This is a genomic window from Aeromonas sp. MaB10011B (assembly GCF_017939325.1).
Lineage (GTDB): Bacteria > Pseudomonadota > Gammaproteobacteria > Enterobacterales > Aeromonadaceae > Aeromonas > Aeromonas caviae.
In genome coordinates this window covers 40,225-56,087 of record NZ_JAGKRK010000014.1, presented here as the reverse complement: position 1 = coordinate 56,087, position 15,863 = coordinate 40,225, and the positions used below count along the sequence as shown (strand labels likewise).

The 15,863-nt window shown below is 64.5% G+C and carries 11 protein-coding genes; 1 reads left to right on the top strand and 10 read right to left on the bottom strand.

Annotation, left to right across the window (positions count from 1 at the left end; genetic code table 11):
- Positions 1-16: 16 nt before the first annotated feature.
- Positions 17-1,231: a pyridoxal phosphate-dependent aminotransferase gene (locus J9893_RS06630; protein ID WP_005302243.1), complete on the top strand. Its 1,215-nt coding sequence runs from the start codon at positions 17-19 to the stop codon at positions 1,229-1,231.
- 65 nt (positions 1,232-1,296) lie between these two features.
- On the opposite strand, the gene J9893_RS06625 is transcribed toward J9893_RS06630, so the two are convergent.
- The 10 genes from J9893_RS06625 to J9893_RS06580 form a co-directional block, all read right to left on the bottom strand.
- Entirely contained in the window at positions 1,297-2,772 is a 1,476-nt protein-coding gene (locus tag J9893_RS06625; protein ID WP_010674027.1) for a YfcC family protein, read from the bottom strand.
- Between the two features lie 162 nt (positions 2,773-2,934).
- Positions 2,935-4,128: an enoyl-ACP reductase FabV gene (gene fabV, locus J9893_RS06620; RefSeq protein ID WP_041212832.1), complete on the bottom strand. Its 1,194-nt coding sequence runs from the start codon at positions 4,126-4,128 to the stop codon at positions 2,935-2,937.
- 227 nt (positions 4,129-4,355) lie between these two features.
- Complete coding sequence (locus J9893_RS06615; RefSeq protein ID WP_109113040.1) at positions 4,356-4,580, bottom strand: hypothetical protein; 225 nt, start codon at positions 4,578-4,580, stop codon at positions 4,356-4,358.
- The gene (locus J9893_RS06610) at positions 4,577-6,529 is read right to left on the bottom strand and encodes a hypothetical protein (protein WP_210600134.1); all 1,953 of its coding nucleotides are present in this window, start codon (positions 6,527-6,529) and stop codon (positions 4,577-4,579) included. The genes J9893_RS06615 and J9893_RS06610 overlap by 4 nt, the downstream gene beginning before the upstream one ends.
- Before the next feature lie 23 nt (positions 6,530-6,552).
- On the bottom strand, positions 6,553-6,957 hold the full coding sequence (locus tag J9893_RS06605) for a hypothetical protein (protein ID WP_210600135.1): 405 nt from the start codon (positions 6,955-6,957) through the stop codon (positions 6,553-6,555).
- A gap of 9 nt (positions 6,958-6,966) precedes the next feature.
- On the bottom strand, positions 6,967-7,383 hold the full coding sequence (locus tag J9893_RS06600) for a hypothetical protein (RefSeq protein ID WP_210600136.1): 417 nt from the start codon (positions 7,381-7,383) through the stop codon (positions 6,967-6,969).
- The gene (locus tag J9893_RS06595; protein WP_210600137.1) at positions 7,374-8,684 is read right to left on the bottom strand and encodes a hypothetical protein; all 1,311 of its coding nucleotides are present in this window, start codon (positions 8,682-8,684) and stop codon (positions 7,374-7,376) included. The genes J9893_RS06600 and J9893_RS06595 overlap by 10 nt, the downstream gene beginning before the upstream one ends.
- Positions 8,685-8,792: 108 nt before the next feature.
- On the bottom strand, positions 8,793-12,419 hold the full coding sequence (locus J9893_RS06590) for a curculin (mannose-binding) lectin protein (protein ID WP_210600138.1): 3,627 nt from the start codon (positions 12,417-12,419) through the stop codon (positions 8,793-8,795).
- On the bottom strand, positions 12,416-12,784 hold the full coding sequence (locus tag J9893_RS06585; protein ID WP_103261841.1) for a hypothetical protein: 369 nt from the start codon (positions 12,782-12,784) through the stop codon (positions 12,416-12,418). Before J9893_RS06585 ends, J9893_RS06590 begins: the two co-directional genes overlap by 4 nt.
- Complete coding sequence (locus J9893_RS06580; protein ID WP_210600139.1) at positions 12,781-15,627, bottom strand: tape measure protein; 2,847 nt, start codon at positions 15,625-15,627, stop codon at positions 12,781-12,783. The genes J9893_RS06585 and J9893_RS06580 overlap by 4 nt, the downstream gene beginning before the upstream one ends.
- Positions 15,628-15,863 lie beyond the last annotated feature (236 nt).

The window sequence follows — 15,863 nt, the reverse complement described above, 5'->3', positions numbered from 1 at the left end:
AGGAATCACGCTCACCATGTTCACTATCGACAAGTCGCACAAGCTCGACGATGTCTGCTATGACATCCGCGGCCCGGTGCACAAAGAAGCTCGCCGTCTCGAAGACGAAGGTCACCGCATCATCAAGCTCAACATCGGCAATCCGGCCCCGTTTGGCTTCGAAGCACCGGAGGAGATCATCAAGGATGTGATCCTCAACATGCCCCAGAGCCAGGGCTACTGCGACTCCAAGGGGCTCTTCTCCGCCCGCAAGGCGGTGATGCAGTACTACCAGCAAAAAGGGATGCGCAAGGTTGACATCGACGACATCTACATCGGCAACGGTGCGAGCGAGCTCATCGTGATGGCGATGCAGGCGCTGCTCAACAACGGCGACGAGATGCTGGTGCCCTCCCCCGACTACCCGCTCTGGACCGCGGCCGTCACCCTCTCCGGCGGCCATGCGGTGCACTACCGCTGTGACGAAGGGGCTGACTGGTATCCGGATCTCGACGACATCCGCGCCCGCATCACCCCGCGTACCCGCGGCCTGGTGCTGATCAACCCCAACAACCCGACCGGTGCCGTCTACGGCAGCGAGTTTTTGCTTGAAGTGATCGAGATCGCCCGTCAGCACAACCTCATCATCTTCGCCGACGAAATTTACGACAAGATCCTCTACGACGACATCTCCCACACCAGCGTCTGCACCCTGTGCGACGATGTGATGGTGGTGACCTTCAACGGCCTCTCCAAGGCCTACCGCGCCTGTGGCTTCCGCCAGGGCTGGATGGTCATCACCGGTCCCAAGGGTCGTGCCAAGGGTTATATCGAGGGGCTGGAGATGCTGGCCTCCATGCGGCTGTGTGCCAACGTGCCCATGCAGCACGCCATCCAGACCGCCCTTGGGGGCTACCAGAGCATCAACGAGCTGATCCTGCCGGGGGGTCGCCTGCGCCGCCAGCGTGACAAGGCCTGGGAGCTTTTGAACGAGATCCCCGGGGTCTCCTGCGTCAAGCCCAAGGGGGCGCTCTACATGTTCCCGCGCCTCGACCCCAAGGTGTACGACATTCGCGATGACCAGAAGATGGTGTTCGATCTGCTGCAGCAGGAGAAGCTCCTGCTGGTGCAAGGTACCGGCTTCAACTGGCCGGCACCGGATCACTTCCGCCTGGTGTTCCTGCCCCGGGAAGAGGAGCTGGAAGAGGCCATCGGCCGTCTCGCCCGTTTCCTCAAGGGCTACAAGCAGTAAGCTCTGAACATGAAAAAGGCTCCTTCGGGAGCCTTTTTGTTGTCTGTCGTTTTCTATCCGCGCCATCAGCCGTGGAGCAGGGCCCCGGCCACCAGCACCGCCATGGTGATGAGGGCCACCCCGATGATGAAGGGCAGCACCCAGCGCACGAAGCGATCGTAGGGGATCCTGGCGAGCGCCAGCCCCGCCACCAGGTGAGCGGCGGTGGGGGCGAACAGGTTGATCCAGCCGGAGGCGGACTGATAGGCGGTGATCACCAGATCCCGCGAGATGCCGGAAAAGTCCGCCAGCGGCCCCATCAACGGCATGGAGACGGTCGCCAGCCCCGAGGTGGAGGGAATGAAGAAGCTCAGGATGATGTGCACCAGATAGGCCATCAGGATGAAGACCGACGACGACAGCCCGCTCACCAGTCCCTCGGCCCAGTGCAGTATGGTGTCGATGATGACGCCGTGCTCCATCACCACATAGATGCCGCGCGCCACCGCTACCACCAGGGCAACCCCGATGAGATCCCGCGCCCCGTTCAGGAAGGTCGCCACGTAGTTGGACTCCGGCATCCGGTTGATGAGGGCAATCAGGATGGAGGCGCTGAAGAAGAGGGTGGAGAGCTCGTCGAACCACCAGCCCAGGGTGGGCAGCAGATCGATGCCCAGATCGGACCAGGGCACCACCGCATAGATCATCAGCAGGAAGGTGCCGAAGAAGACCAGCATGGTGAGCTTCTGCTTGCCGCTGAAGGCGAGGTTGCCGCTCTTCATCTGGGAGAACTCGTCGTCATAAACGATATCGGCCAGCACGGAGCGGGACTTGTCCTGCTGCACCTGCCTGGCGTAGCGCATCACGAACCAGGAGGCGAAGATCACCAGCAGCAGCCACTGGATGACCCGTAGCCCTATCCCCTCACCGATGGGGATACCCGCGAAACCAGAGGCGATGCCGGTGGCAAACGGATTGACGGTGGAGGCGAGCACCCCGACCCCGGAGCCGAGCAGGATGATCCCGGCCGCCACCATGCGATCGAAGCCCGCCGCCATCATCACCGGCACGATGAGTGCCCAGAAGGCCACCGTCTCCTCCGCCATGCCGAAGGTGGAGCCACCCAGGGCGAACAGGGCGATCAGCACCGGGATGAGCAGCCGCTCGCGCCCGGCGAAGGTACGCACTATGGCCCCGACCCCGGCATCCAGCGCCCCGCTCTGCATGGTCACCGCCAGAAAGCCGCCGATGATGAGTACGAACAGTGCTACGTCCGCCGCCTTGTGAAAGCCCTGGATGGGCGCCTTGAGCACATCGAATACCCCCTGGGGTTGGGAGGGGAGCTCGGTGTAACTGCCGGGTACCGGCAGCAGTCGCTCGTCACCGCTGTAGTCGGCCACGGCCGCTGCAGCCACCGGCTGCTGGGTCTTGGCCGTCACATAGTTGTATTTTCCCGCCGGCAGCACCCAGGTGAGGGCCGCCATCAGGGCGATGATGATGAAAAGCAGGGTATAAACCGTGGGGAGCTGGCGCTTCTTGGGCGCCTCATGGGATGTGGTCATGGCTTTCGTACCTCGGCGGTGCCGTCTGTGATCCGGACAGCGCAAGCCTAGCGGGTTTGTTCGGGGAAAAAGGTGATCGCGGATAATAAACCTGAGGCAACAGGTTGAGTCTGCTGCAAAAAAACAGGGCCCCGCAGGGCCCTGTCTGTGCTTACGACCGACTTACAGCTCGACCACGTCGAATTGCACGTCCGGATTCACGTCCGCATCGTAGTCCACCTCGTCCAGGCCGAAACCGAACAGGCGCAGGAACTCCTGCTTGTAGCCGGTGTAGTCAGTCAGCTCGGAGAGGTTCTCGGTGGTGATGGAGGGCCAGAGATCACGGCAGGTCTGCTGCACGTCTTCACGCAGCTCCCAGTCATCCATGCGGATGCGGGCCTGCTCGTCCAGCGCCATGTCGGCGCCGTACAGGCGGGTGCGCATCATGCGGTCCACCTGCTCCATGCAGCCCTCGTGAATGCCCTTCTCCTTCATGATCTTGAAGGCCATGGAGATGTAGAGCGGCATCACGGGAATGGCAGAGGAGGCCTGGGTCACCACGGATTTGAGCACGGCCACGTGGGCGGTCCCCCCCTTGGCAGCCAGATCGCCACGGATGGCGGTGGCGGCGCGGTCCAGATCTTCCTTGGCACGCCCCAGGGTACCATGCCAGTAGATGGGCCAGGTCAGGTCGGTACCGATGTAGGAGTAGGCCACGGACTTGGCGCCGTCAGCCAGCACACCCGCATCGCGCAGAGCCGCCATCCACAGTTCCCAGTCCTGGCCGCCCATGACGGTGATGGTGCTTTGGATCTCTTCCTCATTCGCCGGCTCGACGGTGGCGGTGATGATCTGATCCTTGTTGGTGTCGATGGCGGTGGAGGTGTAGACCTCGCCGATGGGTTTGAGGGCGGAGCGCACCACTTCGCCGGTGTCCGGCAGCTTGCGCACCGGAGAGGCCAGAGAGTAGACCACCAGATCGATTTGACCCAGATCCTGCTTGATGAGCTCGATCACCTTGGCACGGCACTCGTGGGAGAAGGCATCGCCATTGATGCTCTTGGCGTAGAGGCCGGCCTCTTTGGCGGCCTTGTCGAAGGCGGCGGAGTTGTACCAGCCGGCGGAGCCCGTCTTGGTCTCGGAGCTCGGCTTTTCGAAGAAGACACCGATGGTGGCAGCTCCGCTGCCGAAGGCTGCGGCAATGCGGGAGGCCAGACCATAGCCGGTGGAAGCGCCGATCACCAGCACCTTCTTAGGGCCATTCTCGATGGCGCCCTTGGCTTGGGTGTAAGCGATCTGGCGACGAACATTGGCTTCACAACCGACCGGGTGGGTGGTGGTGCAGATAAAGCCGCGAACCTTGGGTTTGATGATCATGTGTTGTCTCTTATCCGTTTGATGGATGAAATCGGGGCATAAGATACCTCATTGCGGCCCGTTATGGTGCTCTGATGTGTTGAACTGCGGGGAAACAGGCAGGGATCTGTAGCCCGCCGCGAAAAATGAAAAACGCATCTGGGTTAAACGATAAACAGAGCAGAGGCCACATTTATCAAACTCGGTGAATCAGAAATCACCCAGTTTGAAAGACGCTTAACAGGGGTTTAAACCTCGATTTCATAGGTTGGTAAATCAGGAGCGGGCCCTATGATAGCACCACTCTGGTAGAACGCCTTCTGGCCGATGGCCACCCCTCCCCCTCGCACCACCACCACACCGCCCCCCATCGTTTGCAGCGTCGTCGTCGTGGCACCGACAGCGGTCACGGTGCCAACCAGCAAAGGGTCGGCACCGGGTACCAGCTCCAGGAACTGTTTGAACAGGTTCATACAAATCGCTCCACGCTCAGTTGTTGGCGTACCTTCATGGCCCTGTCCTGCAGCTCTGCAGAGACCCGCACGCTCCGGTTAAAGCCCCTCCAGCCATCCACCGCGAGCAGCGCCCCCGGCAAGATGAGTCCGGTGTCGCTCGATAGCGGCAGCTCGATGGTCTGCCGGCGCTTCGGCATGGTCTTGGCCAGGGCCACCACCCCCTGGGCACGGGCCGCCACCACATCGCACACCAGCGGGTGGGTGATGGTCGATGCCTGTTTCTCCCCTGCCGTGCCTTGGCGCAGCACCCGGGCGCTGATGCCCTGATGACCACCACTGACCCAGACCCCGTTCGCCGCCTGCCCGGGCTGGAAGTCGCTGCCCAGGGTCGTGATGATGGCGCGGGGGATGGCCACGTCTGCCAGCTCCCCGTCGAGCTGCCAAGGGACGGTCGGGTAGCGCGGCTTGATGACCAGGTGCCGGTTGCGCTGGTGCGGCAGCACGAACCCACCTGCCGCCTCGGCCAGGTACTTGATCGCCTCGATCGGGGTCTGGTTGTCCAGGCTGAAAAAGCCTGCCGGTACCAGCCAATCCGGCGCCTGCCAGTCCAGGGTCCAGCCGTAAGGCAGCAGCGCCTCCGCGAGCTGGGCCATGGTAGCAGCCCCTATCTCACTCACCGCCTGGGGTAACACGTGGGTTGGCGACAGGTAGGCTGTGCGCGAGCGCCCGGTCAGGGTCGCCGACTCGCGGGCAAAGCTCTGGCTCGACTGCCAGCCATCGCACACGCAGTCCCACTGCTGGCCGTTGACATGGATGCTCACCTCCTCATCGTCCGTCATGGCCGCCGCCGCGATGCGCGGGATCTGGGCCGTGAACTGCCAGGCCCAGGAGTCGGTGTCGAGTTCGATGCTCAGCGAGGTGGTTGGAATATCGACCCCATCCCTCACCCGTACAATGCTTGCTGTGTTGCTCACCAGATAAACCCTCCGGGTTGGGATAACAATCTGAGCCTGTCCGAACCAGACAAACTCCAGGGAGGCGTCATCACCCCTTGGCCGGCCGAACGCCAGCGAGGCGCTGCGATGACCCGGATCCGGGGGGATGGGTGGCTTTGGCGGCAACGAGAGGCCCCAGGGGGGCTGCATCGCCTCCTCCCAGCGCGACAGCCAGCCCTTGTGCAGCTGCAGACCGGGCTGCCAGCGCTGATCGCGCAGGGTGACGCCGAGCGGGGTGGCCTCCTGCCAGCGGTCGGCTTGCCACACCTTGTCCTGGCGCGGGGGGTTGCGAAACCCGCTCACCTGCCAGCGACCCACCGGCGCCCCCTCGACCCAGAGCGAGCGGGTCACCGCATGGCCGGGGGGCAGGCTGTCGAACCCATGGCCATTGCTCGCGCCGAGGGCCAGCCCCTCGTCGAACGGCACCCGCACGGTGCCATACTCCCTGGGCAGCTGCTCGGCCAGGCCGGTCCACTCGGTCTGCAGGGGGCTGGCCTCCTGCCAAGTGCTGGGGCTGGTCGCCGGAACCAGTTCAGGCCGCTGCCAGTCGCTTTGCACTGCCCGGGTCACCAGCGCAGCCCGCTCGAAATGATCGGTGCTGGTGTGGCTCGGCCCACGGAACACGTTGATGTCGTGGCCGGCCTCGATGGCAGGCAGCAGGGGGCGGGCCGTGCTGGCCAGGGTCGCCTCGATCACCACGGTGGCCGTGACCGTCACCGCCGGGGCGGCCAGCTGGCCGGTCATCACGCCTGGATGCACCGCGACACCGGCCACCGCTGGCAGCGGATGGGCTACCTGCCCCTGCAGCGTGGCGGGCAATATCAGGCCAGGGGAGCAGACGAGCGAGGGCGGCAGGCTGCCCCCCCGTAGCACCGCCAGCCAGCTCGTGACATAGGCGGCGTTCAGTTCGAGGTGGCCGCCGCCCTTGCGAACTTTGCTTAGCTCCAGATTGCCGTCTGTGGGTCTGGCCATGGGTCGCTCCCCTCGGGCTTGGCTTAGGGTTCGGTGAAGGTGGCGGTATTGATGCGCACCAGGGCGCCGGTGAACAGCTCACTGGCGGGGATCTCGATGTCGGCGCCGCTGTCGGGTGGACCCACGTCGAGATCCGCCACAAAATCGCCGTCCCGGTTGGCTATCCTCCCCCAGGAGTGGACCCCGCTGGCGGTGACCAGCTGCTCGGCCAGTGGCTTGAGTGCCAGCACCCCACCCGACACGCTCTGGGTGCAGGGGTGGGGGAACTGCAGCGTCACCAGCAGCACCTGGTCGGTGATGGGGACCCCCGGGGCCGGGCGAGTGCCGGCATAGATCTTGAGGGTCGCGGGACCCGCGCTGCCCTCGTCGATGGCGGCAGCCAGTAGCTGGGCGCGGCTGGTGCGCAAGGGATCTGCAAAGGTAAACATGGCCGCTCCTTACTTGAAATACGGGGTGGGAGTGAGCAGGTCGGCCGCCACCGGGGCGTAGTAAAACTCGAACGTATCCTGTGCCATGACCAGATAACGGTTGGTCAACAACAGGTGATCGAATCGGTAGTTGCCCTGCTCATCGCTGAACGTGATGCCCTGGATGGCCAGATCGCGCCCCAGCAGCACCACCCGCCGGCCCGCCACCCCCTCGCCGTTGATCGTCACCTTGCTGGCGATATAGCCGAGCAAGAGGGGCGACTCGGCATGGCGAAGGGTGGTGCGGCAGCGACCAATGTCGAGGCGGGTTTTCCAGTTCACAGCGGGGGGCGAGGAGACCGCCCGCCCCTCCGGGTTGATATAGGTGGCAGTGACCGTCAGCACCCTGGCCACGGCGCTATCAGGCAGCACGGTGTTCATCGCCATGGCCCCGCGATATCGAAGCCAATCAGCCGCTCGGTGTTGCGGTATTCGGTATAACTGAATCCCGAACTGTCCTCTGTTTTACCTGTTGAGGCAGACAGGTCTATGGCGCCTGCCCCCTTGAGGAGGCGCAGCAGGGATCCCGGTTTGGCGGGGTCGTGGGCGATGTTGTAACGCCACAGCCGCAGGTCGTTTTGCAGTGGCGACAGCACCCCCGGCAGGAACCCCCGGATGGACTGCGCGGTTTGCTCCACGATGGGGATCTTGCCGTCGTTGAAGTAGACACCGTTATCGGGCGCATTGGGGTAGACCACCCCAGCCTGATAGGGGCAACCGAAGGTGTAGCCGATGCCGAGCAGCACGCAGTTGTCCGAGCCTGGCAACTGGTGGTGCATCCTGGCAATCGCAAACAGGGCTCGCCGGTTGATCCAGGCTTGGTTGGAGGCATTCCCTACCGAACCCACCAAAGTGCCAAATTGCAGCACATCGTTATAAATGGGATACCCAGAGGTGCTGGCCAGCCTGGTCCCCCAGTGATAGGCGCTAGATTGGCTCGGGGTCAGGATCCCAGTCAGCACACAATGATAGTTGTCGTTGGGGCGAATGCTGTTGATGTCGCCAAACATCAGCACGGCGGCCATTTTGGTCGAGCTGTAGCGCGGCAGGAAGTAAAACAGCTTGTCGTCGGCCACCAGATCCCACTGCTGCTCGCCGGTGGCATAAGCATGGGAGGCGGGCCAGGCGAACTCCTTGACTAGGGTATAGGTGTTCACATCGGTGACGTTCTCCACCATCTGCGCCTTGGCGTAGTAGTAGCGAAAGCTTGCCGTACCGTTCCAACCAGCAAACGCCGTGTTGTCGATGCGCAGCCGCAGCGCCGTGGCGTCGGCCGCAATGCGCTTGAACACCGCCACCGTGTTGGTGCCATCGACAAACTCCAGCTCCCAGCCTGCAGGGGCTACCTTCATGGTGCCGCCGGCCCCCACCGCAGACGGGGTGCCGACAGGGGCAAAGGTCACCGTGGTGGTGGTCACCGAGAGTACGCGATACTCGCCGTTCCAGTTCAGGTTGACGCCCTCAATCGCCACGATGCTGTCTGGCAGGAAGCCGTGGGCCAGGGCGAAGGTGGCGACCGCCAGGCCGCCGTTCAGGGTGATGGACTGGATGGGGTTGATGTTGAACCCCGTGACCAGGCAGGCTTTCAGCACCGAGATCAGGGTGCCCGCCGTGCCGTTGCCGGTATCGGTTGACAGCAAGGGGGCGCCCCCCATTGCCTCGCTAAACCATTTGACGGGATGGGCCATGGTTGTCTCCTGTAAGGTGGCTCAGGGTGGGGCACTCTGCCCCACCCGGTTAAGTGGCTGGCGCGTCAACGGGGTGCAGGCCCTCGGCGCCGTCACTTTCCTGCACTGCTACCTGTCGCGGTTGACGTTGCCCCGCAGCTGCAGCTCGAACTTGTCGGTCTCTTGCGCCGCCACCGACTGCAGGATGGTGCGGATCACCCAGAGCGGGTACGCCGCCGCCTGAGTGGTGAAGCGCAGTACGTTGCCGCTCGACCAGCCTGCCCCCCATCCCCGCCTGTCCAGCCTGAAATAGGGCTGGCCGTTGTTGGGGTTGATGGGGGCCAGGTCGGTGTTCACGTCCCCCGCCGCAATCTGGCCGATATGCTCCCCGACCAGCACAAAATTGGTACTGGAAGAGAAGATGATGGCCCAGCGCTCCTGCAGGGTGGCGCGGTTGGTGACCTGGATCGGGTAGTCGGTGTCGTTGTACTGCGCCGTGGACTCGTCGCCGTCCCGGTAGTCCTGCCATTTGTTGGTCCAGGTTTTCTGGTCGAACAAATTGGTGTAGCGCGCCCACAAGTCGCCGATGATGAGCGCGCTCGACACCAGGGTGTCGGCGGGGTCGTAGTCGTGGGACAGGGGCCTGGCCAACTGCAGGCGGCCCGAGATCTCCACGTCAGTGACCAGGCTCATGTCCTCGACGCGATGCACCACGTAGAGGGGTTCGGCGTAGCCGGTCAGGCTCAGCGGGTTGGCCAGCGTCACCACGCCGCTGTCGAGGTTGACGCTGTAGAGCGACGTGGCCAGCTGCTTGCCGTCCTTGTCCTCCACATGGGCGTAGGCCAGCCGCACCCGACCGGTGTTGAGCTGCTGCCCCGCCGACACCCCCATGGGGAACGCCGCCTTGCGGGTACTGTGGATCACCACGATGTAGCCCTTGCGGATGAAAGGCACCCGGCCGTCTGACGGCAGCCGCACCGGATCCAGCCCGATGAGATCGGCATTGAGCGGCAGATAGCTGAACACCACGCAGTTGAACCGGATGGTGTCGGCCACCACGCTGATCGGCCGCCAGATCTTGCCGTCCTCCCCCACCAGTTCGGCGTCATACCAGGGCTCGGCCTCGTTGCCGGCGGCCGTGACCTTGCGGCCAAAGCGCGCCGTCACCACGCCGGTCTGGTAGTTCACCCGGCCATCCATGTCGGCGGTGGTGAAATAGCCGTCCCCATCCGCCGTCGCCTCGATGCGCCGACCGGTGGCGGTGTTGGCGCTGATGTAGAGGCTGCCCGGGGCCACGGGGGCGCCAGGGGTACGGAAGGTCACCATGTCCACCGACTGGACGTTAAACGAGGTGGCCAGGGACTGCAGCGACGGCTGGGCCCCCTGCCCCGCCGCCCAGTCGGCCAGTACCGCCAGCCCGTTGCTGTAGTCGATGGTGCCCGCCTGGATGCCGGCGCCGGTCGCCGGATCCGGGTCGCGGTAGAGCAGCCCCTGCCGGTCCACGTAGGTGGACCCGCCCAGGGTGAAACGCATCGAGCCCTCCAGGATCGCCTCGGAGAACCCGGGGGTCACGTCGATGCGCAGTGCCTGGGCGGTCAGGGTCGCGTTCTGGGCCAGGGCGCTGTTGTTGTTGCGGTAGGTCACATCGACCCAGCCCCCCTCGCCATCGGGGAAGGTGTAGGCGGTGTTGACATACTGGAAGCCGGTCAGGGTCCAGCGCATGTCGGTGTACCAGGTGCCTGTCACCGGATCCTGGTGGCTGCCCGCCGGCACCCAGACATAGATGGGCTCCGGCAGCAGGGCGGTGCCGTCCGGCATGAAATGCAGGGTGCCGGCGGTGTAGTTCACCGCCCCCAGCACGTTGCCGCTGGCGTCCATCAGATTGCCCTGGCCGTCATCGGTGAGAGTGATGATGGGGTCCTTCTTCTCGATGGAGAGGATCCGCTCAGACGCTGCCACGATGGCGTAGAGCGCGTTGAATTTCACCCGCACCGACCCCGGGGTCAGGTTGAGTGCCCCGCCGCCGTCCCCATCCAGGGTGATGGAGAGGTGCCCCACCTGGCCGGGGGTCGAGAGGCGCCCCGGCTCGATATGGCGCTCGGTTACCGGCTCGCCGTACTGGTACTGGGCCACGTACTCCTGGCCCAGCGCCGGCAGGGTGATGTGCTCCAGGTCGATGATGCCCTCGGCGTAATTGATGGTGCCGGTGATGTCGCCCCGGATCCGACCATCCCCCACCGCATCGTTGGCTGTCTTGCCGCTGCCCCAGGTCAGGATCAGGCTCTTGGGGGTGATGCCGGTGTGGGGCAGCTGCCAGGCGCTCTTGCTGATGCTGATGGGCTGGCCGCTGCGGTTGGTGTAGTTGACCGGGGTGGCCCAGCTGAACAGGATCGCCGTGTCCACGTCCGGCAGGGCACCCAGGGTCAGCATGACCGAGCCGGTGGCGTGGTTGACCACGCCGGACCCGTAGGACCTATCCGCCCCGAACAGCTCGCCACGGCCGTTGTCCTTCAAGTCGTACCACTTACCTTGCGCCATGTACGACACCGTCAGGGTGCCCGGCGCCGGGGTCGGCTGCAGGGTGATGGTGTAGGCATAGCCCCGGTTGTTGGCCTTGATCTCGATCTGGGCCGTGTCGGCGATGCGCGACGGGCGGGCCGCCGGCCAGAAGCTGATGTCCTTGCTCGCGACGCCGTAGTTCGGGCACTGGGCGTTGAACTCCATCTGCCCCCGGCCGTAGTCGATGGACCCGATCACCGACCCCGCCACCACCAGTTCGCCGCCCTTGTCGGTGATGACGGCGGCGCCGATGGTGATGGTCAGGGTGCCCGGCTTCACGCCGGTGCCGAGGAACAGACCCCGGCTCGGGGCGATGCTGACCACGGTATTGAACGTGACCAGGGCCTGGCCAGAATCCACCAGGCTGGCCAGCTCGCCGGCTGCGGTCAAGTCCACCGCCGGGGTTTCACTGCGGGCCGCCGGCACCAGCTGGGTGAAGATGGTCTTGGCCCGCACCTGCATGGCGCCCAGGTTCACCGCCTCGGCCAGCTTGGTGGTGGCGAAGTAGTTGGCCGCATCGGCCACCACGGTCTCGCGCAGGGCGGTCTTTAGGTTGGTCACCACGTCATAGGGGGTCGGCTGCTCCCCCTCGAAGGTGTAGCGCAGCGGATCCGCCAGCTTGCAGGTCACCACGTTGCGGGTGAACTCGCCCACCCCCGGGATCTGGAACTTGGCCAGCTGCTGGGTCACTTCCAGCACCCGCACGTACTGCTCGAACTCGCCGGCCTTGCCCTCGTTGCCGACCAGCACCAGGGTCTCCCCCACCTCCGGCAGGCGCACCTCGACGCGCTGGAAGAAGCGGATCGCCCGCTGCCCTTCCAGCTGGGTGTCGTACAGAAAGCCGCGCCATTTCGGGCCACGGGCCAGGTAGCGCTCCAGCACGTCGCGGGCCTCGGCGCGGGTGTCGTGGTGATCCCCGGTGCTCATCAGGCACAGGCCCACGCTGGGGTCACTCGGCGGCAGCAGCACCGTGGTGTTGGCGCCGTAGTAGGTGTCGGTGTTGTCGGTCTGCACCGTCAGGAACGCCTTGCGCAGGCTGACATCCCCATAGGCGCGGTCGAGATCGCTCACATCGGGAAACAGGCTGTTGTGCTCGCCGCTCACGATCTCGCGGCCGGTCACCCGGCCACCGCCATCGGGGGTGTCAGTCAGGCGCTGGCTGCCGAGCAGCTTGATGTCGCCGGAATAGATGCTCATCGGATCACCTCGGTAAAGTTCAGTGTCAGGGCATAGGGTTCACCCGCTTCGGGGTCGGCCATCTCGATCAACGGGGTGGCCACGACGCCGGGCCGGCGCCAGAACACCTCCCGCTGCAGCCCATCCAGCAGGGTCAAGGTCATCAGCTGGGCCACCTGGGCCTCCAGCGCCTTGAGTGCGAGCACGGTGGCACGTGGGCAATGGCCCACCAGGGTGATGGGGCGCCCCTCTGGTTTGGCCGTCTCCTCGACCAGGAGAGCGCCAGAGAGCGTCGGCGTGACCACTTGCTCGACGGGGGCCCAGTCGAACTCGTCGCGCCAGATGAGATCATCGGGCAGGTGCAGGCCGTTTAAGGTGACGTTCATGAGCGCAATCCCTGCTGTTTAAGGAGATGAATAAGGGCGGCGGCATTGGCGGCATCGGCCTGCACCTCGGCCTTGGCGCCGTTCGATGCACGCAGCTCGATGATGATCCGCTGGGGTTGCCCCTGGTTGAATGAGCTCTGAGGAACGCTTGATGGTCCGGCTTGGCTGGGGGGCGAGGTGGGGACCTGAGCCTTCTCTGATTCCTTGGCCTGGGCTTTGCTAAGCTCCTGCTGGAGCCTGGTGCGCATGGCCTCCATCTCCTTCTGGAACTTCTCGCCGTAATACTTGCTCCACTCGCTGTAGGCGGGAATGTCCCTGACCTTCTGGCTGTAGCGGGCCAGCTCCTCTTCCACGCCCGCGAGGGTGTTGGCCAGGGCATCGGCGTTGCCGCGCAGGTTGTTGATGTCCACGGTCTTGTAGAAGAACGAGCCAGCGCCCACGGTGCGGGTGACCTCCCCCCGGCCACTGCCCGCACCGCCCCCACCACCTGCCGAGGCCACGGCGTTGCCGGTCTGCTGCGCCTCATCCTGTACGCCGCGAAGGTTGGAGCGCATGGCATCGGTGGCACTCTTGGCCTTGGCGGCCGCCGTATCGAAGCCATCGCCGATCGCCGCCACCGCCTGTTTGGCATCGCCGCTGCCCCCTTTGATCTTGTTCATCGCATCATTGGCGATGGCCATGGAGCGGCTGATGCCGTCCCCGGTCAGCTGGCCCTGCTTGGTCATCGCCTTCATGCGCTCGATCACCGCGTCGATCTCGGCCTTGTTCTTCGCCTGGTTGAACGCCGCCGCCAGGTACTCCTCACAGGCCGCCGAACTGGAGCCGCTGTGCTGCACCAGGGTATCCAGGGCGCCAAGGGTCTCCTTGAAGCTCTCACCAATGCGACCATTGGCCCGCTCGAAGTCCAGCCCCAGAGTTTCGGCTGCCTTGCCCAGCGTGGCGGGGAGCTCTGCCGCCGTTTTCTTCGCCACGGCGTTGATCTCATTCATGTAGTCGCGTGTTTGCTGGGCCTCGGTACCGATCTCTTTGACGGCGGCGGCCCCTTGTCGCCAGCTGCCGGTCGCCTCGTCGTAATGCACCTTGCCCTCGGCCACGGCCCGGTCCATGTCTTCCACACTGGTGATCGCAATGCCCAGCTGAGCCGAGAGCGCCGCCAACTGGCCATTGAGCTGGGCCTGGGTCTGCGCGCGCAGCGCCTGGGACTCCCGCAGCGCCAGCTCCGCCTGCACCAGGTCTTTTAGCGCCGACCCGAAGCGGATGATCTGGCTGATAGATTCCACCGCCATGGCAACCAGCAGCGCCTTGGTGGCAGCCCCCAGTGCCCGCATCCCGATAGCCGCACCGGCTGCTGCCGCTCCTGCCGTGGTCATGCCCCCCGCCGCCGTGGCAGTCGCTGCCGGCAGGGCGATGAACTGGCCATAGAGGCCACGCAGATCGCCAATCCAGCTAGCGACCTTCAGGCCCACCCAGGCCTGAGCCATGATGGTCAGCTCTGTGCGCCACGCCACAGCGGTCTGGATAAACGACTTGAGGGCCTCCCCGAGCGAGACGATGCCATCGGAGATCTTCTTGGCCCATTCCTGCAGGCGGCCATCTTTGGCCATCGCCGCAAACTCGGCGTTGAGCTGGGCCAGCTGGCTCTTGAGCCAGGTCAGCGCCCCGCTATCCGCTACCATGCGGTAGAAGGTTTCCAGGTTGTCCTGAGCGTTGGAAATCAGCCCGGAGAGCAGGCTCATGTTGTTGGCGGCCGCCCCGCTCGACTGGGCCGCTATCTCGTTCATCAGCGCCTGGATGGTGTCCCGGCCGAGCTTGCCGGCTTCCGAGAGCTTCTGCAGCTCGGCGGTGTTCTTGCCGGTCACTTGCTCCAGCAGTTGCCACACCGGCACCCCGCGCTCGATCAGTTGCAGGATCTCTTCGCCCTGCAGCTTCTGCTTGGCCCAGGCCTGGCCCAGCGCCAGGGAGATACCCTGCACCTCCTCGAAGCCACCGCCGAGCTTGTAGGCCTGATCGACGATGCCCTGCATCGAACCGTTCATGGGGTCAATGCCGAAGGCCTTGAGGCGCACGAAGACCTGGGTCACCTCATCGAGCTGCAGCGGGGTGTTCTTAGCGAAGTCCTGGATCCAGGCGGAGGCCTGTTTACCCCCCTCGATGGTGCCCATCACTGCCTTGAGCTGGACGCTGAGGCGTTCGGCCTGATCGCCGCTCTTGAACATGGCGACCAGCTGGTTGGTGAGGGTCTGGATCCCGAACCAGGTACCGGCCAGGGCCACCAGGCGGCCGGTCAGGCTGCCGATGGCCCCCTGGAACCCGCCAGCGCCTTGCCCCCCTTGCACCAGGGAACGCCCCAGCCGTTCGGTCTGGGCCGCACTCTCGCGCAGTTCGCGCTGCAGTCTGTTCTGTTCCTGGGCGAGGTTGCGGGTATCGAGCCCGGCTTGGCCGAGGGCGGTGTGTAGGCGGGTATGGCTGGCAGCCTGGGTGACCAGCTGGCGCTCCAGTTGCTTGACCTCGGAAGCCAGCAGTCGCTCCTGGTCGGTGAGCTGGCGAGCGCTACCCGCCGCCCCCTGTTGCTCGCGGCGCAGTTCGGCCAACTTATCCCGGGAGAGTATGGTGGCCAGTTCGAGCTGGGTCAGGGCGCGGCCGCTGGCCTCGAACTGGGCGATCAGGTCACGCTGCTGGGTCAACCCTTCCAGGGTTTGCGCCAGGCGCTCGGTCTCGGCGGCGGTCTCGTCAGAGAGGGGGCCCAACTCCTGCACCTGCCCCGCCAGCGCGGCCAGATCCTCGCGGCCGGTGACCTTGGCCGCCAGCTCAAGGGCGAGTTTCAGGGTGGAAGAGGTGGACATGGACATTTCCCGAGCGATTAGGAGATGCCCCATGATAACGGGATGGGCAAAGGCGGGGATTTATGATGGATTACAGAGATACGTCACAGGAAGCCTATGAACATTCTGTTATGTAGCACTAATTCATTCTACGACTCTAGATACTTGTACAAACCATATTCCTGACCTGATTACAGGTACGGCGAAAAACGCGCACCGTTTCCAGAGACAAAGCCTTCAAAGATAACCTTTTGAAC